The sequence below is a fragment of the Kitasatospora sp. NPDC056531 genome (assembly GCF_042794375.1).
Lineage (GTDB): Bacteria > Actinomycetota > Actinomycetes > Streptomycetales > Streptomycetaceae > Kitasatospora.
In genome coordinates this window covers 52,594-77,666 of the sequence record NZ_JBHTTU010000005.1, presented here as the reverse complement: position 1 = coordinate 77,666, position 25,073 = coordinate 52,594, and the positions used below count along the sequence as shown (strand labels likewise).

Annotated in this window: 22 protein-coding genes; 13 read left to right on the top strand and 9 right to left on the bottom strand. The window is 72.7% G+C overall.

Features of this window, described 5'->3' with window-relative positions; translation table 11 throughout:
* Nucleotide 1 precedes the first annotated feature (1 nt).
* The 4 genes from larB to ACFQ87_RS08010 all read left to right on the top strand — a co-directional run bounded on the left by larB (nt 2) and on the right by ACFQ87_RS08010 (nt 5,277).
* Nucleotides 2-682, top strand: a complete 681-nt coding sequence (gene larB / locus ACFQ87_RS08025; protein WP_380609749.1) for a nickel pincer cofactor biosynthesis protein LarB — start codon at nt 2-4, stop codon at nt 680-682.
* Nucleotides 679-1,875 (top strand): nickel pincer cofactor biosynthesis protein LarC, encoded by a 1,197-nt coding sequence (gene larC, locus ACFQ87_RS08020; protein ID WP_380609748.1) that lies wholly within the window; start codon nt 679-681, stop codon nt 1,873-1,875. Before larB ends, larC begins: the two co-directional genes overlap by 4 nt.
* The gene (gene larE, locus ACFQ87_RS08015) at nt 1,872-2,735 is read left to right on the top strand and encodes an ATP-dependent sacrificial sulfur transferase LarE (protein WP_380609747.1); all 864 of its coding nucleotides are present in this window, start codon (nt 1,872-1,874) and stop codon (nt 2,733-2,735) included. Before larC ends, larE begins: the two co-directional genes overlap by 4 nt.
* A gap of 115 nt (nt 2,736-2,850) precedes the next feature.
* The gene (locus ACFQ87_RS08010) at nt 2,851-5,277 is read left to right on the top strand and encodes a glycoside hydrolase N-terminal domain-containing protein (RefSeq protein WP_380609746.1); all 2,427 of its coding nucleotides are present in this window, start codon (nt 2,851-2,853) and stop codon (nt 5,275-5,277) included.
* 16 nt (nt 5,278-5,293) lie between these two features.
* On the opposite strand, the gene ACFQ87_RS08005 is transcribed toward ACFQ87_RS08010, so the two are convergent.
* The 4 genes from ACFQ87_RS08005 to ACFQ87_RS07990 form a co-directional block, all read right to left on the bottom strand.
* The gene (locus tag ACFQ87_RS08005; RefSeq protein WP_380609745.1) at nt 5,294-5,785 is read right to left on the bottom strand and encodes a universal stress protein; all 492 of its coding nucleotides are present in this window, start codon (nt 5,783-5,785) and stop codon (nt 5,294-5,296) included.
* Nucleotides 5,786-5,798: 13 nt separating this feature from the next.
* Nucleotides 5,799-7,055 (bottom strand): arsenic transporter, encoded by a 1,257-nt coding sequence (locus ACFQ87_RS08000; protein WP_380609913.1) that lies wholly within the window; start codon nt 7,053-7,055, stop codon nt 5,799-5,801.
* A gap of 285 nt (nt 7,056-7,340) precedes the next feature.
* A complete protein-coding gene (locus ACFQ87_RS07995; protein WP_380609744.1) occupies nt 7,341-7,979 on the bottom strand; it encodes a TetR/AcrR family transcriptional regulator in 639 nt (212 codons plus the stop codon).
* Nucleotides 7,976-8,770: a HipA family kinase gene (locus tag ACFQ87_RS07990; RefSeq protein ID WP_380609743.1), complete on the bottom strand. Its 795-nt coding sequence runs from the start codon at nt 8,768-8,770 to the stop codon at nt 7,976-7,978. The genes ACFQ87_RS07995 and ACFQ87_RS07990 overlap by 4 nt, the downstream gene beginning before the upstream one ends.
* Before the next feature lie 141 nt (nt 8,771-8,911).
* Here ACFQ87_RS07990 and ACFQ87_RS07985 point away from each other — a divergent pair, with 141 nt between their 5' ends.
* From ACFQ87_RS07985 to ACFQ87_RS07970, 4 genes are all read left to right on the top strand, one after another.
* Entirely contained in the window at nt 8,912-9,091 is a 180-nt protein-coding gene (locus ACFQ87_RS07985; RefSeq protein WP_380609742.1) for a hypothetical protein, read from the top strand.
* A 204-nt stretch (nt 9,092-9,295) separates the two neighbouring features.
* Nucleotides 9,296-11,038, top strand: a complete 1,743-nt coding sequence (locus ACFQ87_RS07980; protein ID WP_380609741.1) for a protein kinase — start codon at nt 9,296-9,298, stop codon at nt 11,036-11,038.
* A 163-nt stretch (nt 11,039-11,201) separates the two neighbouring features.
* Complete coding sequence (locus ACFQ87_RS07975) at nt 11,202-11,870, top strand: response regulator transcription factor (RefSeq protein WP_380609740.1); 669 nt, start codon at nt 11,202-11,204, stop codon at nt 11,868-11,870.
* A complete protein-coding gene (locus ACFQ87_RS07970; RefSeq protein WP_380609739.1) occupies nt 11,867-13,195 on the top strand; it encodes a sensor histidine kinase in 1,329 nt (442 codons plus the stop codon). Before ACFQ87_RS07975 ends, ACFQ87_RS07970 begins: the two co-directional genes overlap by 4 nt.
* A 22-nt stretch (nt 13,196-13,217) precedes the next feature.
* On the opposite strand, the gene ACFQ87_RS07965 is transcribed toward ACFQ87_RS07970, so the two are convergent.
* The 5 genes from ACFQ87_RS07965 to ACFQ87_RS07945 all read right to left on the bottom strand — a co-directional run bounded on the left by ACFQ87_RS07965 (nt 13,218) and on the right by ACFQ87_RS07945 (nt 17,852).
* The gene (locus ACFQ87_RS07965) at nt 13,218-14,126 is read right to left on the bottom strand and encodes a hypothetical protein (protein ID WP_380609738.1); all 909 of its coding nucleotides are present in this window, start codon (nt 14,124-14,126) and stop codon (nt 13,218-13,220) included.
* Between the two features lie 154 nt (nt 14,127-14,280).
* Nucleotides 14,281-14,787 (bottom strand): flavin reductase family protein, encoded by a 507-nt coding sequence (locus tag ACFQ87_RS07960; protein ID WP_380609737.1) that lies wholly within the window; start codon nt 14,785-14,787, stop codon nt 14,281-14,283.
* 100 nt (nt 14,788-14,887) lie between these two features.
* Entirely contained in the window at nt 14,888-16,171 is a 1,284-nt protein-coding gene (locus ACFQ87_RS07955) for a serine hydroxymethyltransferase (protein WP_380609736.1), read from the bottom strand.
* On the bottom strand, nt 16,162-16,617 hold the full coding sequence (locus tag ACFQ87_RS07950) for a nuclear transport factor 2 family protein (protein ID WP_380609735.1): 456 nt from the start codon (nt 16,615-16,617) through the stop codon (nt 16,162-16,164). The genes ACFQ87_RS07955 and ACFQ87_RS07950 overlap by 10 nt, the downstream gene beginning before the upstream one ends.
* Nucleotides 16,618-16,820: 203 nt before the next feature.
* Complete coding sequence (locus ACFQ87_RS07945) at nt 16,821-17,852, bottom strand: aldo/keto reductase (RefSeq protein ID WP_380609734.1); 1,032 nt, start codon at nt 17,850-17,852, stop codon at nt 16,821-16,823.
* 452 nt (nt 17,853-18,304) lie between these two features.
* Here ACFQ87_RS07945 and ACFQ87_RS07940 point away from each other — a divergent pair, with 452 nt between their 5' ends.
* From ACFQ87_RS07940 to argJ, 5 genes are all read left to right on the top strand, one after another.
* Nucleotides 18,305-20,020, top strand: a complete 1,716-nt coding sequence (locus ACFQ87_RS07940; protein ID WP_380609733.1) for a thiamine pyrophosphate-binding protein — start codon at nt 18,305-18,307, stop codon at nt 20,018-20,020.
* 2 nt (nt 20,021-20,022) lie between these two features.
* Entirely contained in the window at nt 20,023-21,552 is a 1,530-nt protein-coding gene (locus tag ACFQ87_RS07935; RefSeq protein ID WP_380609732.1) for an asparagine synthase-related protein, read from the top strand.
* 57 nt (nt 21,553-21,609) lie between these two features.
* Nucleotides 21,610-22,560 (top strand): agmatinase, encoded by a 951-nt coding sequence (gene speB, locus ACFQ87_RS07930; protein WP_380609731.1) that lies wholly within the window; start codon nt 21,610-21,612, stop codon nt 22,558-22,560.
* The gene (gene cs1, locus ACFQ87_RS07925; protein WP_380609730.1) at nt 22,557-23,531 is read left to right on the top strand and encodes a clavaminate synthase Cs1; all 975 of its coding nucleotides are present in this window, start codon (nt 22,557-22,559) and stop codon (nt 23,529-23,531) included. The genes speB and cs1 overlap by 4 nt, the downstream gene beginning before the upstream one ends.
* A gap of 217 nt (nt 23,532-23,748) precedes the next feature.
* Entirely contained in the window at nt 23,749-24,930 is a 1,182-nt protein-coding gene (gene argJ / locus ACFQ87_RS07920) for a bifunctional glutamate N-acetyltransferase/amino-acid acetyltransferase ArgJ (RefSeq protein WP_380609729.1), read from the top strand.
* Nucleotides 24,931-25,073: the final 143 nt, after the last annotated feature.

Sequence of the window (25,073 nt, the reverse complement as noted above, 5' to 3'; positions counted from 1 at the left end):
CATGCACCCCACCCGCGTCCACGACCTCGACTTCGCCCAGGTGGACATCGGCCGCGAGCAGCGCCAGGGACTGCCCGAGGTCGTCTACGGGCCGGGCAAGACACCCGCTCAGATCTGCGCCATCGTCGCCGAACTGCTGCGCGCCAACACCGGGCCGGTCCTGGTCACCCGGGTGGACGCCGGGACCGCCGCCGACGTCCTCGGCCACGTGCCGGGAGGTTCCTACGACGTCCTGGCCGGCCTGCTGGTGTGGCGCCCGGCAGCATCGAACGGCTTTGCCCTGACCGTGGTCTCCGGCGGCACCTCCGACTGGTCGGTGGCCACCGAAGCCGCCGCCGTGGCCAAGGCCGTGGGACTGGCGGTCACCACCGTGCACGACGTGGGCGTGGCCGGCCTCCACCGCGTGCTCCGCGTCCAGGAGCAGCTGCGCGAGAGCGACGCGGTCGTCGTCCTGGCCGGGATGGAGGGTGCCCTGGCCAGCGTCGTCGGCGGGCTGGTCGGCTGCCCGGTGATCGCCGTGCCCGTCTCGACGGGGTACGGCGCGTCCCTGGAGGGAGTCACCGCGCTGCTGGCCATGCACGCCTCCTGCGCGGCCGGCCTCACGGTGGTCAACATCGACTCGGGCTTCGGCGCGGCGATGGCCGCGCACCGGCTCGCCTGGGTGAGGAGCCGGCGCTCGTGATCTGCTGGATCAACCCGTTCACCGGCCTCGCCGGCGACATGCTCCTCGGCGCCCTGCTCGACGCCGGCGCCCCGCTGGAACAGGTCCGGGCCTCGATCGACGCGACCGGCCTCACCGGCTGGGAACTCGACGCCGAGAAGGTGACCGTCCACGGGCTCACCGCGACCAGCGCCCGGGTACGGGTGACCGACACCGCCACCGAGCGACGGGCCGCCGAACTGCTGGAGCTGGCCGCCTCGGCACGCCCCGAGCCGGTGGCCGCGCTGAGCACCGCGGCGCTCACCGCGATCGCCCGCGCCGAGGGCCGCCTGCACGGCACCGACCCCGCCGAGGTCCACCTGCACGAACTCGGCGGCCACGACGCCCTGGTGGACATCGTCGGCGTCGCCGCCGCCCTCCACACCCTCGGCGTCACCGAGGTGGTCTGCGCGCCACTGCCGCTCGGCACCGGCCGGGTCCGCGCCGGACACGGGCTGCTGCCCTGCCCGGCCCCCGCCACCCTGGAGCTGCTGTCCGGCGCCACGGTGACCGGCACCGACCTGCGCGGGGAGACCGTCACCCCGACCGGTGCCGCGCTGCTGCGCGCCGCCGGTGCCCGGTACGGCCCGCCGCCGACGATGACGCCGGTGACGACCGGCTACGGCGCCGGCACGCGAGTCCTGGCCGACCGGCCGAACGTCGTGGCCGTCACCCTGGGCCGCCCGCTGACCCCGACGGGAGCGGACCACACGGCGGTCGAGGCCGTGGTCACCCTGGAGACCAACCTCGACGACGTCACCGGCGAAGTCCTTGCCCACGTCATCGCGCGGGCGCTGGAGGAAGGCGCGCTCGACGCCTGGACGACGCCGGCCGTGATGAAGAAGGGCCGGCCGGCCCAGGTGCTGCACGTCCTCGCCAGACCGGAAGCCACCGAGCGGCTCCGGGAGCTGATGCTCGCGGAGACCGGGACGCTCGGCGTCCGGCAGAGCGTCCAGACCCGCGTCGCGGTGCACCGCACGATGCGCAGCGTCGAGATCGACGGCGTGCCCGTGCGGGTCAAGCAGGGCCCCTTCGGGTCCAAGGCGGAGCACGACGACGCCGCGACCGCCTCCCGGCTCACCGGCCTGCCGCTACGCGTCGTCGCCGAACGGGCCCGGCGGCTGGCGGAACAGGAACACCCTGACCCTCCGATGGAGAAAGGCGGAATGCCGTGAACGGCGAATCAGTGGGCGACGGCACGGTGGGGGGAAAGACCGCCGCCCTGCTGTCAGCCGTACACGCGACCGGGCCCTTCGCCGTCGCCTACTCCGGCGGTGTCGACTCCGCCCTCGTACTCGCGGCCGGCGTACGGGCGCTGGGACCGGACGGCGTGCTCGCGGTGACGGCCGTCTCGGAGAGCCTCGCCTCCGGCGAACTCGGCGGGGCCCGCGCGCTGGCCGACGACCTCGGAGTGGTGCACCTCGCCCCCCGCACCGAGGAGTTGAAGCGACCCGGCTACCGCGCCAACGGCCCGGACCGCTGCTACTTCTGCAAGTCCGAGGTCCTCGACACCATCGCCGCCGTCGCCCGCGACCACGGTTTCGACCTGGTCGCCACCGGGACCAACGCCGACGACGCGGCCGACCCCTTCCGGCCCGGCATCCGGGCCGGGCGCGAGCGCGGCATCCGCACCCCGCTGCTGGACGCCGGTCTGACCAAGGCGGACGTACGGGCCGTCAGCCGACTGTGGTCCCTCCCGACCTGGGACAAACCGGCCACGCCCTGCCTGGCCAGCCGCATCCGCTACGGCGTCCCCGTCACCCCGCACCGCCTGGCCCGGGTCGACCTCGCCGAGACAGCGGTGCGCCGAGTGCTGTACCGGGCCGGGCTGCGATCCGAGCAACTGCGGGTGCGCGACCTCGGCGACACGGTCCGCGTCGAACTCGACACCGAGGTGGCGACCGCGGCGGCGGCACTGCCCTCGATCGCGCAGGCCGTGGCCGAGGCCGGCTTCGGCGCCACGCCCGTCGTCGTCGACGGCTTCGTCTCCGGCCGCCTCAACCACGAGCGGCATCCCGCGACCGAGGAGTCCTGACGTGCGAACACACCCTGCGGGACGGCGACCGCCACGGCACCCCCGGTACCGCCCCCTGACCACCTTCTTCCGGCCCGTACACCCCCACGACGAGCCCCGCCACGACCACGATCGGATGGACACCGTGCTGACGGACGACCAGCAACCCGCTACGGAAACGCTCTGGTACCGGCGCCCCGCCGACGACTTCCTGGAGGCGCTGCCGCTCGGCAACGGCCGGCTCGGCGCCATGACGTACGGAGGCGTGCACACCGAGCGGATCGAGCTCAACGCGGACACCCTGTGGTCCGGCGGACCAGGCCCCCGCGACCGGTTGGGCGCCGCCGACCACCTCCCCGCCCTGCGGGCGGCGGTACTGCGCGACCGCGACCACGCGGCCGCCCACGCGATCGCCTCCGACCACCTCCTGGGCCCCGACGCCGAGGCGTACCAACCGCTGGCCACCCTGTCGCTGACCTTCCCCTCCCGCGCCGAGGACGACCCCGCCGACTACCGGCGGGCGTTGGACCTCGCCGAGGCCGTGCACACCGTGTCGTTCACGGCCGGGGGACTCCGGTACCGGCGGGAGAGCTTCGTCTCCGCCCCGGCGGGCGTGCTGGTCGTCCGCCTCAGCGCGGACACCCCCGGCGCCCTCTCCTTCCGCGCGAGCCTGGCGACGCCGCACCCGGCCCCGGGCCCGGCCGTCGACCCCGGCACCGGGACGCTGTCGATCCACGGGCGCGCCCCGGTGCGCGTCACGCCCGGTCAGGAGGAACCCGCCGCGTACCGGGCGGACGAGGGTACGGGCTTCGCCGCTGCGCTCCGCGTGCACACGGTGAACGGGCACGTCAGCACCGGCGAAGGCGCGATCGACGTCACCGCCGCCGACGAGGTGGTGCTCCTGGTCGCCGTCGGCACCGGGTTCCGCGACTGGCGCCGACGCCCCGAGGGCCCCGAAACAGCGCTCGCCGAGGCACACCGTCGGCTGGACCTCGCCGACGGACAGGACTACGACGAACTGCGTGCCGCCCACGTGGCCGACCACCGGCGGCTCTTCGACGCGTCCGCACTCCGGCTCCACGGGCCGGAGGAACCGGCGGCGCGGCCGACCGACGAACGCCTCGCCGCCGCGAACGCGGGCGCCGCGGACCCCGGACTCGCGGCCCTGCTCTTCGCCTACGGCCGCTACCTGCTGATCGCCTCCTCGCGGACCGGCACCCAGCCCGCCAACCTCCAGGGCATCTGGAACAACGACGTCACCCCGCCGTGGAACTCCGACTGGACGTCCAACATCAACCTCCAGATGAACTACTGGCCCGCCGAGACCACCGGCCTGGCCGAGTGCCACGAGCCGCTGTTCGACCTGGTCGCCGACCTCGCCGAAGCCGGGCGTTCCACCGCGCGGGCCTACTACGGCGCCCAGGGCTGGTGCTGCCACCACAACGTCGACCTCTGGCGCGCCACCAACCCCGTGTCGGGGGACCCGGTCTGGGCCCTCTGGCCGATGGCGGGCCCGTGGCTGGCCGCCCACCTGTGGGACCACCACCTCTTCCACCGGGACCGGGCCTTTCTCGCCGACCGCGCCTACCCGGTGATGCGCGAGGCGGCCCGCTTCCTCACCCACCTCCTGGTCGAGGACGCCGACGGCACACTGGTGACCTGCCCGTCCACCTCGCCCGAGCACCACTTCCGCCTCCCCGACGGCACCCTGGCGGCCGTCGACGCCGGTTGCGCCATGGACCACTGGCTCGCCGCCGAACTGCTCGACAACACCGTCACGGCCGCCCGCGAGCTCGGAGTCGACCACGCTTTCGCGGAGGAGTTGACCCGCACCCGCGCCCGGCTGCGTCCCCCGGCCCTCGGAGCCGACGGGCGCCTGCTGGAGTGGCGGGAGGACCTCCCCGAGGAGGACCCGGGCCACCGTCACCTGTCCCACCTCTACGGCCTCTACCCGGGCAGCGCCGTCGACCCGCTCGGCGACGACACCCTGCTGGACCCGGCCCGCCGCGCCCTGCACCGCCGCCTGGAACACGGCGGGGGCGGGACCGGCTGGAGCCTCGCCTGGGTCGCCGCGCTCGCCGCCCGCCTGGGCGACGGCGCCCTCGCCGGGCACGCCGTCGAGCGCCTGCTCGCCACCTCGATCGCGCCCAACCTCTTCGACCTGCACCCGCCCCGGCTGTTCCAGATCGACGGCAACTTCGGCATCACCGCCGCCATCGCCGAGACGCTGCTGCAGAGCCACAACGGTGTCCTGCGGCTGCTGCCCGCCCTGCCGCCGTCCTGGCCGGACGGCGACGTCCGCGGCCTTCGCGCGCGGGGCGGGCTCACGGTCGGCCTGAGCTGGCGCCAGGGTCTGCTGACCGGAGCCGAGCTGCGCGCCGTCCAGGACGTGACGGTCGACCTGTACCTGCCCGGGCGCGGGGGCATCCCCGTGGTGACCGACGAGGCGGGCAACCTGGCCGAGGCGGCCGTGGTTCCCGGCGACGCCCGGCGCCTGCGGCTGCGCCTTCCGGCGGGCAGCCGCCGCCGGGTCTCCTACCCGGGGCCGGACGTCGGCCACTGAACGTCGGTCGGTCGTACTACCGCTGGTGGTGCGGTGGGGGAGGGAGCGTGTCGGCACCCGGTGCCGGCTCCGGCCAGACGAGCAGCACCGGACACGGCGCGTGGTCGACGACGAAACGGGCCGCGGGGCCGAGACTGTGCGGTCCGAGGCGGGTGCGGTCGCCGTCCCGCGCGAGGACGAGCAGCTCGGCGTCCTCGGCCGCCGCGACGACCTCACGCTCGACGCGTCCGGTGCGCTCCAGGCGGGTGCAGGGACGGAGGAGGCGGTCGGCGGCGGCGTCCAGGAGGTGCCGGGCGGATGTGGCGGCGAGGCGTTCCACCTGGTCCCCGGGGTCGCGCTCGCGGTGGCCGCGTCCAAGCAGGCCCGCGAAGGCGCCGTGTGCGACGCCGGGGACGTCCTGGCCGCTGACGTGCAGCAGGACGATCTGAGCGTCCTGTGGCGCGTGGCTGCGGGCGGCGTCGACGCAGGCGGGCCAGGTGCCTTCGGTGATCCAGACGACGACGGTCACGGTGTCGGCCTCCTCATACTCCGATGGTCTGCAGGGACCCCCACAGTGCCAGCACAGCCAGCACCAGGGCGGCGGGCACGACCAGCAGTCCGAGCCGGGTGAACTCGCCCAGCCCGATCTCGGTGTCGTGTTCCCGGACGATCCGCCGCCACAGCAGGGTGGCCAGCGAGCCGGCGTAGGTGAGGTTGGGGCCGATGTTCACCCCCAGCAGGACCGCCAGGACGGCGCCGGCACCGGAGGGCACGGCCAGCGGGAGCAGGACGAGGGTGGCGGGCAGGTTGTTGATGACGTTCGCCAGGACGGCCGCCAGCGCCGCGACGCCGAGCAGGGCGGGCAGCGAGGTGCCGTGGGGGACGAGGTGCCCGAGTGCGGAGGCCAGCCCGTTGTCGACCACCGCCCGGACCACGACGCCGAGTGCGAGGACGAAGGCCAGGAACGGCACGGCGGCGGAGCGGAGGATCGCCGCCGGGGTGGTGCGCCGCTGGGCGAGGGCCCGGCCGGCCAGCACCAGGGCGCCGGCGAATGCCGCCCAGGCCGGGTCGACGCCGAGCGCGGAGGTCAGGACGAAGCCGGCCAACGTGCCCGCCACGGTGATGAGCGCGAACAGCGGCATCTCCGGTGCCTGCGTCTCGGCCGCGGCCGGGGCGCCCGCGTCCAGATCGGCGGCGAAGTAGCGGCGCAGTACCACGTACTCGACGGCGATGGCCGCCAGCCACGGCAGCGTCATCAGCGCGGCGAAGCGGGTGAAGCTCAGCCCGCTGGCGGCGAAGGCCAGCAGATTGGTCAGGTTGGAGACCGGCAGCAGCAGCGAGGCGGTGTTCGAAAGGTGGGTGCAGGCGTACAAGTGAGGCTTGGGCCGGGCACCGAGCCGGGCGGCGGTGGCGAACACCACCGGCGTGAGCAGCACCACGGTGGCGTCCAGGCTGAGCACCGCCGTGATCACGGAGGCGACCACGAACACCTGCATCAGCAGCCGCTGCGGACTTCCGGCGGAGGTGCGGGCCATCCAGGCCCCGCAGGCGTGGAACAGCCCCTCGTCGTCGCACAACTGGGCCAGCACCAGCACGGCCGCGAGGAACCCGATCACCGGCCCGAGCCGTTCCGCCTCGGCCCATGCGTCCGCCGGCGAGATCGCGCCAGTGAGGATCACCAGCCCGGCTGCGGGGACCGCGACCACCGCCTCCGGCCATCCCCACGGCCGCACCACCGCACAGACCAGCACCAGCACCAACAGCCCGATGGACAGCGCTTCCGCGAACGACGCACTCAGGGTCTTGCTCCTTGCAGCCGACAATGAAGGCGCCCACCATCGAACCAGAACCCTGAGGCTGCGGCGCATCGGCGCGACCCAACGGTACGCCCTGGTCACCGGCATATCCACGAGGTCCCCGAGGATGGCAGCCGCCCGACACATCCGTCGTTCAGGATCTGGGCGGATCACATTATTTGTCCGCCAAGTGCGCCTGCCGTCGGGAAGTTCTGCTCCGTGCTGTCGGTGGAGCGGACGCGCTGCGCTGCTGACCCGCCAGCGAGGTGCCGAATACGTACCGGTGCGTCAGCCTTCGCGGGTGGCGTAGCCGAGCGCTCGTTCGCCCAGCATCTCCTCGACGACGTCGAGGAGTTCGAGCAGGGCCTCGGCGATGGTGGCCGGCTTCTCGCCCGCCACGATGCGTCGGCCGATCTCGCTGTAGACCATCGAGTGGAACCAGCCGATCTGGCCGGCGACCACGCGCGGTGTCTGGTCGTCGGGCGCGGCTGATGTCTCCTCGGCCAGGACTGTGGTGAGGGCGTCGGTCATCTGTCGGCCGAGGTCCTCCAGACGGGCGGTGAGCGTGGGGGCGGCCCGCATCATCTCGAACACGGGGCCGAAGCCCGCGGTCAGGCCCACCTTCCGGTCACGGCGACGCAGTTCGTCCCGCAGCCGGCCGAGCACCGCCCGTGCGGCGGATTCGCCGGGCTGCCGGGCGCGCACGATGTCGGCGAGCCGCTGCGGGGACGCCTCGTCCGGTGGCAGGACGAGGTCTTCCTTCGCCTCGAAGTAGTTGTAGAGGGTCTTGACCGAGACGTCCGCCGCCGCCGCGACCTCGGCGATGGTGACGTTGTCGAAGCCGCGTGCCACGAACAGGCCGAGGGCCGCCTCGGAGATGCGCTGCCGTGTCTGCCGCTTCTTCCGTTCCCGCAGTCCTTCACTCACGTCATGTCCTTGGGGAGCCAGTGGGCGGATACCCGTGCGCGGGAGGCCAGGTGGGTCACGTAGGCGTCGCGGACGTCGTCCGGGGTGCCGAACCCCGGCTCATCGGCCAGCCATGCGTCCGGTACGGCGGCGACGACCCGGCGCAGCAACTCCGGGGTCACCCGGTGCGCCAGCTCGGCGTCCGCGGCCGCGATGTCGAGGCCGGGCGAGACGAGGGCGTGTGACCGGAAGTCGTACGCTTTGCCGACCGCGTCGGCCGCGCTCTCCCAGCGGTGGTGGAACACCAGCGACGCGCCGTGGTCGATGAGCCACAGGCGGGGCTCTTGGTGGCCGGAGGCCGGCCACGTCACGAGATTCGAGCTGTGAACCGTACGGTCCACGTTCGCGGTGAACGCGTCCAGCCAGAGGATCCTGGCGGACTCCACCGGGTCGACATCCCGCGCACCCGGCGTGAAGTCGGTGGCCCCCGGCAGGTAGTCCATGCCGAGGTTGAGTCCCGCACTGGCGTGCAGCAGGTCCTGCACCTCCTGGTGCGGCTCCTCGGCGGCGACCGATGGATCGAAGTTCACCAGCACCAACTCCGGCACCCGCAGCCCGAGGTGACGCGCCAGCTCGCCCACGACGACCTCGGCGACGAGCGCCTTGCGCCCCTGCGCCGAGCCGGTGAACTTGACCACATACGTTCCCAGGTCGTCGGCCTCGACGACACCGGGGACGGAGCCACCGCTGCGCAGCGGGGTCACATACCGGACGGCCGTCACCGTGCGCAGCCCGTCCGAGGGTGTCTCCATGCGTTCCTGCCTCTGCCCCGGTCGCTCGTGCTCGCCTCGCCCAAAAGTGAAATGCACTGCAAATATACAACACGCTATAGTTTTTGTGAGCTTCCACGGGAGGGGACGATGCCGGTGACGGCCGAAGAGCACGATGCCGCGGTGAGACGTGCCAACGCGGCTCTGGAGACGTACACGTTCTCGGGCGACGGCTGGCGCCGCAGTCCGAGCGAGACCCTGCAGCACGTCCTCGCTGACCTGCTGCACTGGTGTGACGACACCCAGCGCGACTTCGACGCCGCCCTGGAGCGGGCACGCGCCTCCAGACGAACTGCCCAGTAGGCACTGGAGGAGGACGGCGCACGTCCCTGCGGGGCCGGGGCCGCATCCCGTGGCCCTGTCCGCGTGGCGGCGTCGATCCGGGTGTTGAGGAGGTCGAGCGCGGTTTACCGGGGGCGGGCGGCCGATCGCCCTGCTGACGCGCATGCCGGAACCGTGTCGTTCTGTTCGCTAGGATTTCGATCTTCGCAAAGACACTAGTCGGGGGTGGGGTCCATCAGCGGGAGCAACGGCGCGCTGCGCGTGCTGAGGGCGGACGAGCCGCAGGAGATCGCCGGTTACCGGCTGCTCGCTCGGATCGGCGAGGGCGGAATGGGCTCGGTCTACCTCTCGCGCACGCGCGGCAACCAGCCGCTCGCCATCAAGGTGATCCGACGGGAGTACGCCGGCGACGCCGAATTCCGCCGGCGCTTCCAGCAGGAGGTGCGCGCGGCAGAAAAGGTGCGGGGGTACCACCTGGTGCCCGTGCTGGACCACGACGCCCATAGCGAGCAGCCGTGGCTGGCCACGGCGTACGTACCGGGCTTGCCGCTCGACGAGGCGCTCGAAGCCCACGGTCCGCTGCCGCTGCCCGTCGCTCTTCGGCTCGTCGGCCGCGTCGCCCGGGCGTTGGACTCCATGCACGCCGCCGGGATCATCCACCGTGACCTCAAGCCGGGCAACGTCCTGCTCGGTGCGGACGGGCCCTGGGTGATCGACTTCGGGATCGCGCGCGCGGTCGACGGCACCAGGCTGACCCAGAGCGGCGGTTTCATCGGCACCCCGCAGTTCATGTCGCCCGAGCACGGCACCGGCGACGAACTCACCCCCGCCACCGACGTGTTCTCGCTCGGTCTCATCGCCGCCGTCGCAGCCACCGGCCGACACCCCTACGGGTCGGGCGGAGCACTGACCATGGCCACGCAGATCGCCAACACCGCGCTTCGGCCGCCGGACCTGTCCGGCTATCCGGACGGACTGCGGCCGCTGCTGGAGCGCGCTCTCGCCGCGGATCCGGCGGTCCGGCCCACGCCGGGCGAGCTGGCGGAGCTGTGCGAGCAGGCGTCCGGACCCGCGTCGCGCGACCTGGCGGGCTGGCTGCCGACCTCGCTGGCGGAGGCGGTCGCCGAACGGCACCACCGCATGGAGCGACTGCTGGCGGGGCCGGAGCCGCAGGCGCCCGGCGGAGCGCAGGACGTGCCCCGGCGCACGCCGACGTACGTGCCCACGCAGGTCTCGGGGAACGTCGACAACCCGTACGGCGACCCGGTGCACGGTGCGCCCACGCAGGTTGCCGGCGCCTCCGCGCCGACTGCTGCAGGGCCCGCCACTCTCGCGCGGCGTCGCCGGCCCCTGCTGGCCGTCGCCGTCGTGGCCGTTCTGGCCGCCGCGGCCGGTACGGCGTGGGCGCTGTCCGGCGATGGGAAGCCGGAGTCCGGCCCTGCCGCGGGTGCGCGTTCGGACACGAGTGCGGCCTCCGGGGCGAGCGGGCAGCCGACCCCCGTCGGCCAGTCCAAGGCGGCGCCGGGGTCGGGCGCGGAGTCTCCGAAGAGCGGCTACACGGCGATCTTCACCGATCGACCGCTGCTCATCGGCCCTCCGGTCACCGGTGAGCTGATCACCGTGGACCTGGACACGCCGAAGGTGAACCCGCGCGGCGAGATCGGCGACCATGACGCCGAGTTGTCGTACCTGCTCCAGTACCTGGACTTCAACACGCCGACCGGCAAGAGCACGGGGACGTCACCGGAGGCGTGCCGCCAGGCGGTGGACACCGCCCCACTGCCGTCGGAACTCAGCAACACCGCACTGATCAAGCAGAATGCCTTGGCGAAGGGCGACCTGCTCTGCACGGTCACCTCGAAGGGCAACCTCGCCATGCTGAAGATCACCGACGTGAAGCCGACCGGGCTGCCGCTGGACCCGCCCGCCTACGCCGGGCTGCTCACCCTGTGGAAACCGCCTGCCTGACCGCCCCCTACGGCCTGACCGCCCCCTACCGAACGAGCTTTCCTGCGCCGGCACCCTGATCATGGCGACACACCGCCTGCTCGGCCGGGCCCACTGGTTCACGGAGCGCCGGGTCCAGTGGGTCTAAGAAATCCTCATCCGCCGAACTGCGAGGCTTGCAGGTATGAAGGTGCTAGTTGTCGATGACGATCCCGAGGTGCGCGCCGCAGTGGAAACCGGGCTGTCGGTCGCCGGGTACACGGTGCGCGGTGCGGCCGACGGGCTGGCCGCCCTGACCGAGGTGGCGCTCTGGCAGCCCGACGCGGTGGTGCTCGACGTCATGATGCCGGTACTGGACGGCCTGGCCGTGTGCCGTCGGCTCCGGGCGCTCGGGGACACCACACCGATCATCGTGCTCACCGCGCGGGACTCGGTGAGCGACCGGGTGGAGGGCCTGGACGCGGGCGCGGACGACTACCTGATCAAGCCGTTCGCGCTGGACGAACTCACCGCCCGGGTACGCGCACTGCTGCGCAGGGTCGACTCCGCCACGGACACCTACCGCTACGCGGATCTCACCGTCGACCCGGTGAGCCGGACCGGCGTACGCGAGGGGCGGACGATGGTGTTCTCCCGTACCGAGTTCGCCCTGCTGGACCTGCTCCTGTGCAACCCCGAGCAGGTGCTGCCCCGGGAGACCATCATGGCCCGGGTGTGGGGAGCGGACTTCGGGCCGCAGTCCAACTCCCTTGCCGTTTACATCGGTTACCTCCGCCGCAAGCTGGAGGCGGGCGGCGAGCCGCGGCTCGTGCACACCGTGCACGGAGTTGGCTACCGGCTGGCAGCCGAATGATCAGACGGCGGCTGTTGCGCACTCGGCTGGCACTGGCCTGCACCGGTGCCGTGGCACTGGTCACGCTCGGGGTGTGCGGGGCGGCGTACAGCATCGCCCGCTACGAGCTGGCGCACCAGCTGGACCTCCAGCTCACCCAGCAAGCCGCCCTGCTGCGTAGGGAGTACCGCAACCCGCAGCCGGGGGTGTTGCAGGGCGAGTGCCGCTTCCTGGCGGCGCCGGCCTGTGCGCAGTTCGTCCCCGACAAGGCCGCGCCGACGCCGGTCGGCTACCTGCTGCCGGTGACCGACGCGACACGGGAGGTCGCCGCCAACCGGCGCGGCGTGTTCCGGACGGATCTCGTGATCGACGGGCATCGGGCAAGGATGGTGACAGTGCCTGTCCCGGGCGGCGCGCTGCAGGTGGCGCTGCGCGCCGACGCCACCGATCAGGGAGTACGGCACGCCGGGGAGCTGATGGCGGCAGTGGCCGGTGCGGGCGTCCTGCTGGCCGGCGGGCTCGGGTACGTGGTGGCTCGGGCCGGTCTGCGGCCGGTGGCCACCCTGACTGAGACCGCCGAGCGAATCGCGGCCACCCGCGACACCGGGGTGCGGATCGACCTGCCGCCGGGCCGCGGCGAGGACGAGCTGACCAGGCTGGCGGTCAGCTTCAACACCATGCTGGGCGAGCTCGAACAGTCGGTCGCCGCCCAGCGCCGACTGGTCGCCGACGCCTCGCACGAACTGCGGACACCTCTGACAGCGCTGCGCACCAACGCCGAGTTGCTGATTCACGATCTGACGGAGAGCCAGCGGAGTCGGGCGGTGGCCGGGCTGCAGCGCCAACTTCGTGAGGTGACCGGTCTGGTGAACGATCTGATCGAGCTGGCCAGGGACGAGGAGCCGCAGGCCCTGGTGGAGGACGTCCGCCTCGCACCGCTGATCGAGCACTGCGTGGCCACGGCCAGGGAACACTGGCCCGGTACGGTCTTCGAGGTCGCCGTCGCGGGTGCGGATCTCACCGTGCCCGGGGTGCCGGCCAGGCTGGCCAGGCTGGTGACCAACCTGCTGGACAACGCCGCGAAGTTCAGCCCGCCGGGCGGCCCGGTCGAGGTCGAGCTGGCCGGCTCGACGCTCATCGTTCGCGACCACGGTCCGGGCATCACCCCCGACGACCTGCCGTACATCTTCGACCGCTTCTACCGGGCCTCCGCCGCGCGAGCTCTGCCCGGCTCCGGACTCGGCCTCGCGATGGCCCGGCAGATCGCCCGCGCGCACGGCGCCGACCTGGTGGCCGAGGCGGCGCCGGGCGGTGGGGCGTTGTTCCGGCTGACCTTCCGACGGTGACGGGATGACGGGCCCGAGCCGTTCAGCTCTGCTGCAGCCAGGGGGCTGACGTCGCCCAGAAGATGACGTTCGCGCCGAGATAGTCGGTGGCGAACCGGGTGAAGTCTTCCTTCGTGCAGAGCTTGCCCGTCTTGGGGTCGATGTACTGCAGGTCGGGCTCCTGCACCGCCATCGCGACCAGGCTCAGTTTTCCCTTGTTCTGATTGAAGTGCGGATACGCGGAGTGGTTCATGGCGTAGGGCTTCCACGGTACGACATCCGGGCCGCCGAGGCCGATGCCGTCCTTCTGCGCGGTCGCAAAGGTCCGGGACAGGTACTCGTTGCTGGCCTCGTCCGAGCCGCACCAGAAGTTCACGTACTGAACCACCTGCGACTGCTTGAACACCGAGCGCGCGAAAACCATGTTGTTGATGACGGAGTCGACGTGCTTGTCACAGGTGTACCCGGACCGGGCTTGCTCCTGCGCCGGGTTCACGGTGACCGAGGTCTCGGGGAGGTTGACCCCGGCGACCTTGCCGTCGAGACTCTTCGAGAGCGCGCTCAGCAGCGCCTGGAACCGGTTGCTGACGGCGGGCACCCACTGTTCGGCGACCCAGCCGACGACCTTGCCCGAGTCGTCGTACTGGGGCGCCGCGCCGCCGTCGTACGCCGGATCGGTCATCAGATACTGCGGGATTCCCTGTGGTGTCGGTGAGAAGGATCGGTCCTGCACCTGGATGAAGAGCTTCTTGTGCCGGCTCTGCAGGTACTGCAGATCCTTCGTGATCTGAGAGAAGTCGTACTGCCCCTCGCTCGGCTCCAGCATTTTCCACCGGTACAGGACCTGTACGCCCTGGATGTCGGGGCGCTGGATCGGTTTCGCCAGAGTGGTGAGATCGACGGAGGAGGTATACAGGTAGTTCTCCACGCCCGAGGCGGGCTTCTGCGACACCTGGCCCCCCGTCGGAGCGGGCTTCTGTGACGCCTGTGGCCCTGATGGGGTGGTGGCCGCTTGCGACGCCTCGGGGGTCGAACTGCCTGGCGGGCGGCCAGTCGTTGGTGCTGCTCTCGCTGAGTGCCCCGGCGGGACGGGACGGGACGCGGGTTCACGAGACGCACCGGCCGTAGCCGCCCCGCAGGAAGACCAGCGGAGGGCCGGTCCGCTGCACGGCCAGGTCGCGGACGGTGGCCGTGACGAACCAGTGGTCGCCCGCGTCCACCTCGCCCGCCGGTTCGCAGTCGAGCCAGGCGAGCGCGTCGAGCAGGGCGGGGCAGCCGGCCGGGGTCAGCCGGTACGGCACCTCCCAGCGGGCCGGGTCGCGGGCCGCGAAGCTGCGGCACACCTGCTGCTGGTCCGCGGCCAGCACGTTGACGCAGAACCGGCCGGCCGCGCGGATCCGCGGCCAGCTGGTCGAGGACTTGGCGGGCAGGAAGCCCACCAGGCGCGGGTCCAACGAGACCGAGGTGAAGGTACCGACGATCATCGCGGGCGGGGACTGCGCCGGGGCCGGCGGCGGCGCGGTGACCAGCACCACCCCGGTGGGGTAGTGGCTCAGCACCGATCGGAACCGGTCTGTGCAGACCGGTGTTCCGCTCAGGGTGGAATCGGACATGGCAGCAGCGCTCCTTCCCTTCCGCGCCACCGCGGGGACGTGCCGCCCGGCGGCCGTGGCTGGCCGGGTCCGTCCCCGCGGCGCGTCCGCGCGACCGGTCTCAGGCCACGGCCAGTGGCGCGGGCCGGCCGGCGAAGGCGACCCCGGGGAAGGACCGCGCCAGGTCCTGCACGTCCGCGGCCACCGACCGGGACTGCTCGCCGCGCAGCAGCAGCCGGGCGAGCAGCTCGGCCACCGTGGCCATGTCGTGCTCCTTCATGCCCCAGCGGGTCAACTCCTGGGTACCGAGCCGCAGTCCGGAGCGGGTGCTGCTGGGCAGCACCACCGTGGTGGTCCGGATGTCGGTCGCGGTGAGCAGGCGGCCCCACTCGTGCGGGGTGTTGCCCTCGGGGTGGTGCACCCAGACCTGGTGGGTGTCGGTGAAGCCGAATTCCGCGCCCGCCACGTCAAAGCCGTGGGCCGTCAGCTGCCGGGCCAGTTCGCGCGCGTTGGCGATCACCTGGCGCGGGTAGTCCTCCCGGTACGGCAGCAGCTCCTCCAGGGTGATCGCCAGGCTGCCGACGCTCGCCGAGTGGGAGCTCGACGCGGTGAACGGGATCCTGCCACCCACCTGCTCGGCGATGGCGTCGCTGTTGGTGACCAGCAGGCCCTTCTGCGGCCCGGGCAGCGTCTTGTGGGTGCTGCCGGAGATGCTGTCGAACCCGCCGTCCAGTACCAGCGTTTCGGGCGCGGCCGGCAACAGGCCCAGCAGGTGCGAGGCGTCCAGGCAGAGCACCGCGCCGGGGGCGGCGGCGCGCAGCGCCCGGGCGTCCGGCATCCGGAGCACTGTGGACGCGTCCAGGTAGATGACGTCGGCGGGGTGCTCGGCCGTCCGCTCGGCCAGCGCGGCGTAGTCGATCTCCAGTGCCTGCCGGTCGAACGGCGCGTACTCGACCTGGTAGCCGAAGCCCTGGCAGATCGTCACGGTGGCGTAGTGGCCGCCGTCCTCGGGGGCCAGCACCATGACCCGGCCGCCGGGCGGCGTCACCGCGGTGAGCACGGTGTGCATGGTGTGCAGGCCGGACAGGAACTGCACGTACGCGTGCCGGGCGCCGTAGAACTCCTTGGTGAGGGAGACGCAGTAGTCGTACACGTCGTTCAGGCCGCTGACGTCGCCGTAGACGGCCACATCGGTCTCGGAGTACGGGTAGCGGTTGACCGCGTCGCTGGCGAGGGCCGCGGCCGCTCGCGGCGAGAGCCGGTTCTCGATCGGAAACAGGTTCAGGCTGTGCTTGCGTTCCAGGGCGGCCAGGACGTCCATGATGCTCCTCGGGCGGTGGGCGGTGGGCGGTGTACGGGTGGGGCAGCGGTGCGGGGTGGCGGGCGCGTCCGGGCTCAGAGCCACGGGTAGCGGGCGATGTCCTGGCCCGCGTAGTCGGGGTCCAGGTAGATGAAGGCGCGGTGGATCCGGAAGTCGCGGACCTCGAAGACGCCGCACCACCGGCCGGCGCCCCACTCGGGCTGACCGGCCCGCCACGGGCCGTCCCGGTGCTCGCCGTGCGTGGTGCCCTCCACCGCGAGGAGGTCCGTCCCGGAGAGGATCCAGTTGAAGGTCCAGAAGTGGTGCTGGACCGACCTGATGGAGCCACCGAGGTCGCCGAACATCTTCTCGATCGCCGGCTTGCCGTGCGCCAGGCCCCACTTGGGGAAGAAGAAGTCGGCGTCCTCGGCGAAGAAGTCGAGCACCGGGGTGCCGTCGTGGCCGGTGCCGCCGTTGTCGAAGGCTTTGAGGTAGGCGGTGACGAGCGCCTTGCGCTGTTCGTCCGTCATGTCCGCGGCTGCCGAGGGCATGGTGGGTCCTCCGAGAGTCTGTGCCCGCGAGTCTGTGCCCGCCAAGGGGATGGGCGCCCGCCGGGAGAGCGGGCCCGGCCCGCGACGGCGGGCGATCAAGCCGCCGCCGGCCGCGTCCCACCGTGGCAGTGCGGGCTTGGACCATCCTTGGCGTCCGGCCGTCCAGCGCTTTTCAAGCGCCGCTCCACCGGGCCCGGCGTGGCTCAGTTCCCGGTCATGGCCAGCAGGTTCGGCGCGTAGCGCTCGCCGTGCACCGGCACGGCCGCTGCCTCGGCCACCGCCGCCAGGTCCTGCTCGGTGAGCTCGACCGTGGCCGCCGCCAGGTTCTCGGCCAGGTGCGCGCGCCGGCCGGTCCCCGGGATGGCGACCACGTCCCGACCGCGGTGCTGCACCCAGGCCAGCGCCAGCTGGCCGAGGGTCAGGCCGAGCCGGTCGGCAACCGGCCGCAGCCGGCACAGCAGCAGCTGGTTGCCGGCCAGACCCGCGGGGCTGAAGCGTGGCTGGGAGCGGCGGAAGTCGTCGGCGGCCAGGTCGGTGGTGGTGCGGATCGCGCCAGTCAGGAAGCCGCGGCCGAGCGGGGCGTAGGCCACCATGCCGATCCCCAGCTCGCGGCAGACCGGTACCACCTCGGCCTCCAGGTCGCGGGACCACAGGCTCCACTCGCTCTGCACCGCCGTCACCGGGTGCACCGCTTCGGCCCGCCGCAGGGTCGCCGCCGACGGCTCGGAGAGACCGAAGTACCGGACCTTGCCCTCCGCGACCAGTTCGGCCACGGCGGCGGCGGTTTCCTCCACCGGTACGGCCGGATCGATCCAGTGCTGGTAGTAGAGGTCGATGTGGTCGACGCCGAGCCGCCGCAGCGAGCGCTCGCACGCGGCGCGGACGTACGCCCGGTCGCCCCGCAGGCCCTGGAACGCGCCGTCCAGCGAGCGCACCATGCCGAACTTCGTCGCCAGCACCACCTCGTCGCGGCGGCCCGCGATCGCCCGGCCGAGCAACTCCTCCCCGGCGCCCAGCCCTTGGACGTCGGCGGTGTCCAGGAGCGTGACGCCGGCCGCGATGGCGGCCCGGATCGTCGCGACCGCCTCGGCCTCGTCGGGCCGGCCGTAGAACACGGTCGTGGGCAGGCACCCCAACCCCAGCGCCGACACGCGCAGACCGCGCAGCTCGCGCACCGGCAGACCGGCGGGTGACGGGACGACCGGAGGACCGGTCGGGGGTACGGCTGACGGCATGGCTGACCTCCGTTGAAGGGATGCACGGGACGGGGCCCGGGTGCGGTCGCGCGGCCGAGGGTGGTCGGGGGCCGGCTACTGCCGCACCCGCCGGCTCTCCGTGACGACGGCTCCGTGGCCCCCTTGTGGGTGAGCTCGGCCGCAACGGCCCGACACCCCGGGGGCGTTCGCGGCCGGGGCGCGCTCGACGAACCCGACCCCAGCACCGTAGCGCCGACGCCGGAGCGTCACAACGGCCGCCCAGCCGGGCGTTTGACGATTCGCTGACCACCCGGTGACCGCCCCGGCCGACTCCGCGCACCGGAGCTTCAAGGAGATCGTCCATGCACCTGCAAGGCCCCGGCCACAGAGTCGAGACGCAGCGTGCCGGCCGGCCGAGTCCCGGCGGCACGCGGCTTTCCGGCGCCGGGACTTCGGCGCCGCACCGAGATCCCCTTTGCCGAGGAGCTGCCATGTCCCGTGTGTCCACCAGCCCGAGCACCAACCCGACGGCCGCCCACGCGCTGCTGCAGCGGCTACGCGACCACGGGGTGCAGACGGTCTTCGGCGTGGTCGGCCGGGAGGCCGCCTCGATCCTCTTCGACGAGGTCGACGGCGTCGACTTCGTGCTGACCCGGCACGAGTTCACCGCCGGGGTGGCGGCCGACGTACTGGCCCGGATCACCGGCCGGCCGCAGGCCTGCTGGGCCACCCTGGGGCCCGGAATGACCAACCTGTCGACCGGGGTGGCCACCTCGATCCTCGACCGCTCCCCGGTGATCGCGCTGGCCGCCCAGTCCGAGTCGCACGACATCTTCCCCAACGACACCCACCAGTGCCTGGACTCGGTCGCGGTGATGCGCCCGATGACCAAGTACTCGGTGGAGCTCCAGCGCCCCGACGACATCACCGACCTGGTCGACTCCGCGGTCGCCGCCGCGATGACCGAACCGGTCGGCCCGAGCTTCATCTCGCTGCCCGTCGACCTGCTCGGCAGCGACATCGACACCACGCTGGTCCACCCCGCCGCCCGGACCCCCGCCAAGCCGGTCGGCGCGGTGCAGGACGGCTGGCAGGCCGCCGCCCGGCAGGCCGCGGAGCTGGTCGCGTCGGCGCAGCACCCGGTGCTGGTGGTCGGCGCCGCCGCGATCCGCTCCGGCGCCGTCCCGGCCGTCCGCGCACTCGCCGAGCGGCTGAACATCCCGGTCATCACCACGTACATCGCCAAGGGCGTGCTGCCGCACGGCCACGACCTCAACTACGGCGCCGTCACCGGCTACATGGACGGCATCCTGTCGTTCCCGGCCCTGGAGACGCTGTTCGGCCCGGCCGACGTCATCCTCACCCTCGGCTACGACTACGCGGAGGACCTACGCCCGTCGATGTGGCAGCGCGGCGGGACCAAGACCACCGTCCGGGTGTCGCCCACCGTCAACCCGATCCCGCGGGTCTACCGGCCGGACGTCGACGTCGTCACCGACGTGCTCGCCTTCGTGGAGTACCTCGACGAGCAGACGGCTGAGGTCCCGGTGAAGACCCCGCACGACATCACGCCGCTGCGCGAGCGGATCGCGGAGTTCCTCGCCGACACCGAGCACTACCAGGACGGCATGCGCGTCCACCAGGTGATCGACTCGATGAACACCGTGATGGCGGAGACCGCCGAGCCGGGCGAGGGCACCATCGTCTCCGACATCGGCTTCTTCCGGCACTACGGTGTGCTGTTCGCCCGCGCGGACCAGCCGTTCGGCTTCCTCACCTCGGCCGGCTGCTCCAGCTTTGGCTACGGCATCCCGGCGGCGATGGGCGCCCAGCTCGCCCGCCCGGGACAGCCGACCTTCCTGATCGCCGGCGACGGCGGCTTCCACTCCAACAGCGCCGACCTGGAGACCATCGCCCGGCTCAACCTGCCGATCGTCACCGTCGTCGTCAACAACGACACCAACGGCCTGATCGAGCTGTACCAGAACCTCGGCCACCACCGCTCGCACGACCCGGCGGTCAAGTTCACCGGCGTCGACTTCACCGAACTCGCCCGCGCCAACGGCGTGGAGGCCGTCAAGGCGGCCACCCGGGAGGAACTGCTCGCCGCGCTGCGCAAGGGCGCTGCCCTCGGCCGACCGTTCCTGATCGAGGTGCCGGTGAACTACGACTTCCAGGCCGGCGGCTTCGGCGCGCTGAGCATCTGACGATGGCTCGGACACTGCCCGCCGCCACCGGCTTCCTGGCCGCCGTCCACCACGGCGGCGGCCAGGCCCCCGAGGCGGTCTTCGCCTCCGCCGGGTCCCGCGCCGCCCTGCGGGCGCGGCCCGGCGGCCTGACCCTGGACGCCGTCCTGCTGCACTCCGGCGCGCCCGACGCCGCCCACGCCCACGGGCGGGGCCGCACGGTGGTGCTCGCCGGGGAGCTCTACAACCAGGACGAGCTGCTCACCCTGCTCCCGGGGCGCTCCCGGCCGGTCACCGACGCGGACCTGCTGCTCGCCCTTTTCGACACCTACGACGTGCACGCGTTCCGGCTGCTCAACGGGCGCTTCGCCGCACTGGTCGCCGGGGAGGGCCGGGCGGTCCTCGCCACCGACCACGCCGGCTCCGTCCCGCTGTACGTGAGCGCCGTGCCCGGCGGCGTCCTCGCGGCGACCGAGGCGAAGGCACTGCGGACCGCACCGGTCGGCAGGCGGATCACGGCCGCCCGCCGGGTCCGCCGGCTGCCCGGCACCCACCAGGTGCCGGCCGGTACCGTCCTGGAGATCGAGGTGGCCACCGCTGACTGCACCGACCACCGCACCTGGGCGCCGACGCCGGCTCGCCGAATCATGGCCGAGCAGGACGCGGCCGAGGCCGTCCGGCACGCCCTGGACCGGGCCGTCCGCACCCGTACCGGGCCGGACACCCCGCTGGTGGTGCTCTCCGGCGGTATCGACTCCTCCAGCATCGCCGCGCTGGCCAGCGGCCACCGGGCCGGGCCCGTCGACACCGTGTCGATGGGCACCGACCTGGCCGACGAGTTCCAGCAGGCCAGGGTGGTAGCCGAGCACCTCGGCTCCACCCACCGGGAGGTCACCGTCCACACAGACGACCTGCTGCGCCGGCTCCCGCACGCGGTCTGGGCCGCCGAGTCGCTGGACCCGGACATCATCGAGTACCTGCTGCCGCTGACCGCCCTGTACCTGGCCCTGGAGGGCCCCGGCCGGCGCATCCTCACCGGCTACGGGGCCGACATCCCCCTTGGCGGTATGCACCGGGAGAACCGGCTCCCGGCCCTGGACACCGCCCTCGCCCACGACATGGCCACCTTCGACGGCCTGAACGAGATGACGCCGGTGCTGTCCGGGATCGCCGGCCACTGGTCGACCCACCCGTTCTGGGACCGCGAGGTGCTCGACCTGCTGGTGTCCCTGGAGTCCGGGCTCAAGCGGCGCCACGGCCGGGACAAATGGGTGCTGCGCGCGGCCATGGCGGACCTGCTCCCGCACGAGACCGTCACCCGTCCCAAGCTCGGCGTGCACGAGGGGTCGGGCACCACCAGCTCGTTCAGCCGACTGCTGACTGACGCCGGGGTGCCCGCGGGCCGCGTGCACAGGGCCAAGGAGCTCGTTGTCCAGCACCTGTTCGACCGGGTCGTGGTCGACGGCCGGCACCCGGACGAGGTGGCGGCCGCCGAGGCGGTGCAGCTGGTCGCCGACGCCCTGGAGCGCGACGCGACGCTGGTCCACCGGTGACGCCCGACGACCGGTGGCAGCGACCGCAGCACCTCAACCGAAAGGAGCGATGAACGCGTGGAACGCATCGACATCAAGGTCTCACCCCGCTACGCGCAGATCCCCACGTTCATGCGCCTGCCGCACGACCCCGAACCGCACGGCCGGGACGTCGTGGTCATCGGCGCACCGTACGACGGCGGCACCAGCTACCGCCCCGGCGCCCGCTTCGGGCCCCGCGCGATCCGCAACGAGTCCGGGCTCATCCACGGCGTCGGCATCGACCGCGGGCCCGGCACCTTCGACCTGATCAGCTGCGTGGACGCGGGGGACATCGACCTCACCCCGTTCAACATGCACATCGCGATGGAGACCGCCCAGCAGCGGCTGACCGAACTGCTGGACGACAACGGCGCCTTCCTGATGCTCGGCGGCGACCACTCGCTGACCCTCGCCGCCCTGCGCGCCGTCGCCGCCAAGCACGGGCCGGTCGCGGTGCTGCACCTGGACGCGCACTCGGACACCAACCCGGCGTTCTACGGCGGCGAGTTCCACCATGGCACGCCGTTCCGGCACGCCATCGAGGAGAAGCTCGTCGACCCGCGGCGCATGGTCCAGATCGGGATCAGGGGGCACAACCCGCAGCCCGACTCGCTGGACTACGCCCGCGGCCACGGCGTCCGGATCGTCACCTCCGACGACTTCTGCGACCTCGGGCCCGCCGAGACCGCGCGCCTGGTGTGCGAACTCGTCGGCGACGCACCCCTGTACGTCTCGGTCGACGTCGACGTGGTCGACCCGGCCTTCGCCCCCGGCACCGGCACACCGGCCCCCGGCGGGCCCAGCTCCCGCGAGGTGCTGGCGCTGCTGCGCGGGATCGGCGACCTGTCGCCCGTCGGCTTCGACGTCATGGAGGTCTCCCCGCTCTACGACCACGGCGGCATCACCTCCGTCCTGGCCACCGAAATCGGCGCGGAGCTCCTGTACCAGTACGCCCGCGCCCACGCCCGAGAAAGGACCACCTCGTGACCGTCCTGGACTGCTCCGAGCACGCGGCCGACCTGCGCGCGCTCGCCGCCCGGCTGCCGCGGGTCCCGCGCGCGGACCTGCCCGCCTTCCTCGACGCCGCGCACGCGGCGGCCGGCGACCTGCCCGCCGAACTGGCCGCGGCGCTGGACGACTTCAACACCCGCGGCAGCACCGACGGCTACCTGCTGCTGCGTGGCCTGCCGGTGGAGGAGGACGACGCCCTGCCGTCCACCCCGACCAGTACCCCGGCGCCGGTGGACCGCCCCCTGCTGGTCATGGAGGCCATGCTCGGCATCGTCGGCCGCCGGCTCGGCCTGCACACCGGCTACCAGGAGCTGCGCTCCGCCACCGTCTACCACGACGTGTACCCCTCGCCGGGCGCCCACTACCTGTCCTCCGAGACCTCCGAGACGTTGCTGGAGTTCCACACGGAGATGGCGTACCACGTGCTGCAGCCCAACTACGTGATGCTCGCCTGCTCCCGGGCCGACCACGAGCGCAAGGCGGCCACCCTGGTCGGCTCGGTCCGCAAGGCCCTGCCGCTGGTGCCCGCCAAAGTGCGCGCCCACCTGTACGACCGGCCGGTGCCCTGCTGCGTGGACGTGGCCTTCCGCGGCGGCGAGGAGGACCCCGGGGCGATCGCCAACGTCCGCCCGCTCTACGGCGACCCGGCCGACCCGTACCTCGGCTACGACCGCGAACTGCTCGCGCCCGAGGACCCCCGGGACGTCGAGGCCGTCGCCGCGCTCTCCAAGGCGCTGGACGAGGTCACGGAGGCGGTGCACCTGGTCCCCGGGGACGTCCTGATCATCGACAACTTCCGCACCACCCACGCCCGTACGCCGTTCACCCCGCGCTGGGACGGCAAGGACCGGTGGCTGCACCGGGTCTACATCCGCACCGACCGCGGCGGCCAGCTGTCGGGCGACGAGCGGGCCGGCGACGTGGTCGCCTTCACCCCGCGCCCCTGACCCGCTGCGCACCCGAAGGGCCCGCAGGAGTGACCGGCCGCCGGCCGCCTGCGGGCCCTTCGGCCGTACTTCCTTTCAAAACAGGCAAGTTGGCAGGGTGTCGGTAGCCGCCACCGGGCCGACTCGACCCGGCAGGCGGCACATGATGGGATCGACCGGACACCGCACCGGCGTGTCGGCACGCCGTTGCACTCCGCCTCTCGGGAGACGATGGACCATGACCGAAATCGCAGCTGATGAGCCACGGGGATTCGCGGTACACACCGCGCCGGTCGGACTGGGCGACGACGGGCGGGACGACTTCACCGTCCTGCTCTCCACCCGACCGGCGGTGGTGAGCGCGGTCTTCACCCGCTCCCGGTTCGCCGGCCCCAGCGTGACCCTGAGCCGGGCCGCCGCCGCGGACCGCAGCGCCCGGGGCGTCGTCGTGCTGGCCCGCAACGCGAACGTCGCCACCGGAGCCCAGGGCGAGGCGAACGCCCGCGAGGTCCGGGCCGCCACCGCGCGGGCGCTCGGCCTCGCCGAGGACGAGTTGCTGATCGCCTCCACCGGGGTGATCGGCCGCCAGTACCCGATGGCCGGGATCCTGGACCACATCGGGACGCTGGCCGGCCCGCTGCCCGAGGGCGGCTTCGACCGGGCCTCGCGGGCCATCATGACCACCGACACCCGGCCCAAGACCGCTCGCGCCCGGGTCGGCGACGCCGTGGTGATCGGCATCGCCAAGGGCGTCGGGATGATCGAGCCCGACATGGCCACCCTGCTGACCTTCTTCGCCACCGACGCGCTGCTGGACCCCGAGGAGCAGGACCGGATCTTCCGCCGGGTGATGGACCGGACCTTCAACGCGGTCAGCATCGACACCGACACCTCCACCAGCGACACCGCCGCACTGTTCGCCAACGGCCTGGCCGGCGCCGTCGACCCGGCAGCCTTCGAGCAGGCGCTGCACGAGGTGGCGCTCGCCCTGGTCAAGGACATCGCGAGCGACGGGGAGGGCGCCGGCAAGCTCATCGAGGTCCAGGTCTCGGGCGCGCGGGACACCGCGCAGGCCAAGCGGATCGGCAAGTCCGTGGTCAACTCCCCGCTGGTGAAGACCGCCGTGCACGGCGGCGACCCGAACTGGGGCCGGGTCGCGATGGCGATCGGCAAGTGCGCCGACGACACCGACATCGACCAGGAGAAGGTCACCATCCGCTTCGGCGACGTCGAGGTCTACCCACCGAGCGGCCGCGGCGCCGAGGGCGAGGGCGAGCTGCGGGTCGCCGTCGCCAAGCAGATGCAGGGCAGCGAGGTGGTCATCGGCATCGACCTCGGCATCGCCGCCGGTGTCTTCACCGTCTACGGCTGCGACCTGACCGAGGGGTACGTGCGGCTCAACGCCGACTACTCGACCTGACCCGCGCCAGCCGCCGAGCGGCGGCCGTACGGCTCGCGCCCCCCGGGGGGGGAACCCCCCGGGGGGACGACAGCTGAGGGGATCGGCGCCCGATAGATGGTGGCGCCAACCGCCCAGCCAACCCGGGGGGAAGCTCATGGTTG

Excerpts from the sequence above, each read along its gene's own strand:
- ACFQ87_RS07960 (WP_380609737.1), bottom strand. The coding sequence starts at position 14,787 with ATGTCCGATTCCACCCTGAGCGGAACACCGGTCTGCACAGACCGGTTC.
- ACFQ87_RS07990 (WP_380609743.1), bottom strand. The coding sequence starts at position 8,770 with ATGGAGACACCCTCGGACGGGCTGCGCACGGTGACGGCCGTCCGGTAT.
- larB (WP_380609749.1), top strand. The coding sequence starts at position 2 with ATGCACCCCACCCGCGTCCACGACCTCGACTTCGCCCAGGTGGACATC.
- ACFQ87_RS07935 (WP_380609732.1), top strand. The coding sequence starts at position 20,023 with ATGGCTCGGACACTGCCCGCCGCCACCGGCTTCCTGGCCGCCGTCCAC.
- ACFQ87_RS07940 (WP_380609733.1), top strand. The coding sequence starts at position 18,305 with ATGTCCCGTGTGTCCACCAGCCCGAGCACCAACCCGACGGCCGCCCAC.
- ACFQ87_RS07975 (WP_380609740.1), top strand. The coding sequence starts at position 11,202 with ATGAAGGTGCTAGTTGTCGATGACGATCCCGAGGTGCGCGCCGCAGTG.
- ACFQ87_RS07950 (WP_380609735.1), bottom strand. The coding sequence starts at position 16,617 with ATGCCCTCGGCAGCCGCGGACATGACGGACGAACAGCGCAAGGCGCTC.
- ACFQ87_RS07945 (WP_380609734.1), bottom strand. The coding sequence starts at position 17,852 with ATGCCGTCAGCCGTACCCCCGACCGGTCCTCCGGTCGTCCCGTCACCC.
- ACFQ87_RS08010 (WP_380609746.1), top strand. The coding sequence starts at position 2,851 with ATGGACACCGTGCTGACGGACGACCAGCAACCCGCTACGGAAACGCTC.
- argJ (WP_380609729.1), top strand. The coding sequence starts at position 23,749 with ATGACCGAAATCGCAGCTGATGAGCCACGGGGATTCGCGGTACACACC.
- ACFQ87_RS07970 (WP_380609739.1), top strand. The coding sequence starts at position 11,867 with ATGATCAGACGGCGGCTGTTGCGCACTCGGCTGGCACTGGCCTGCACC.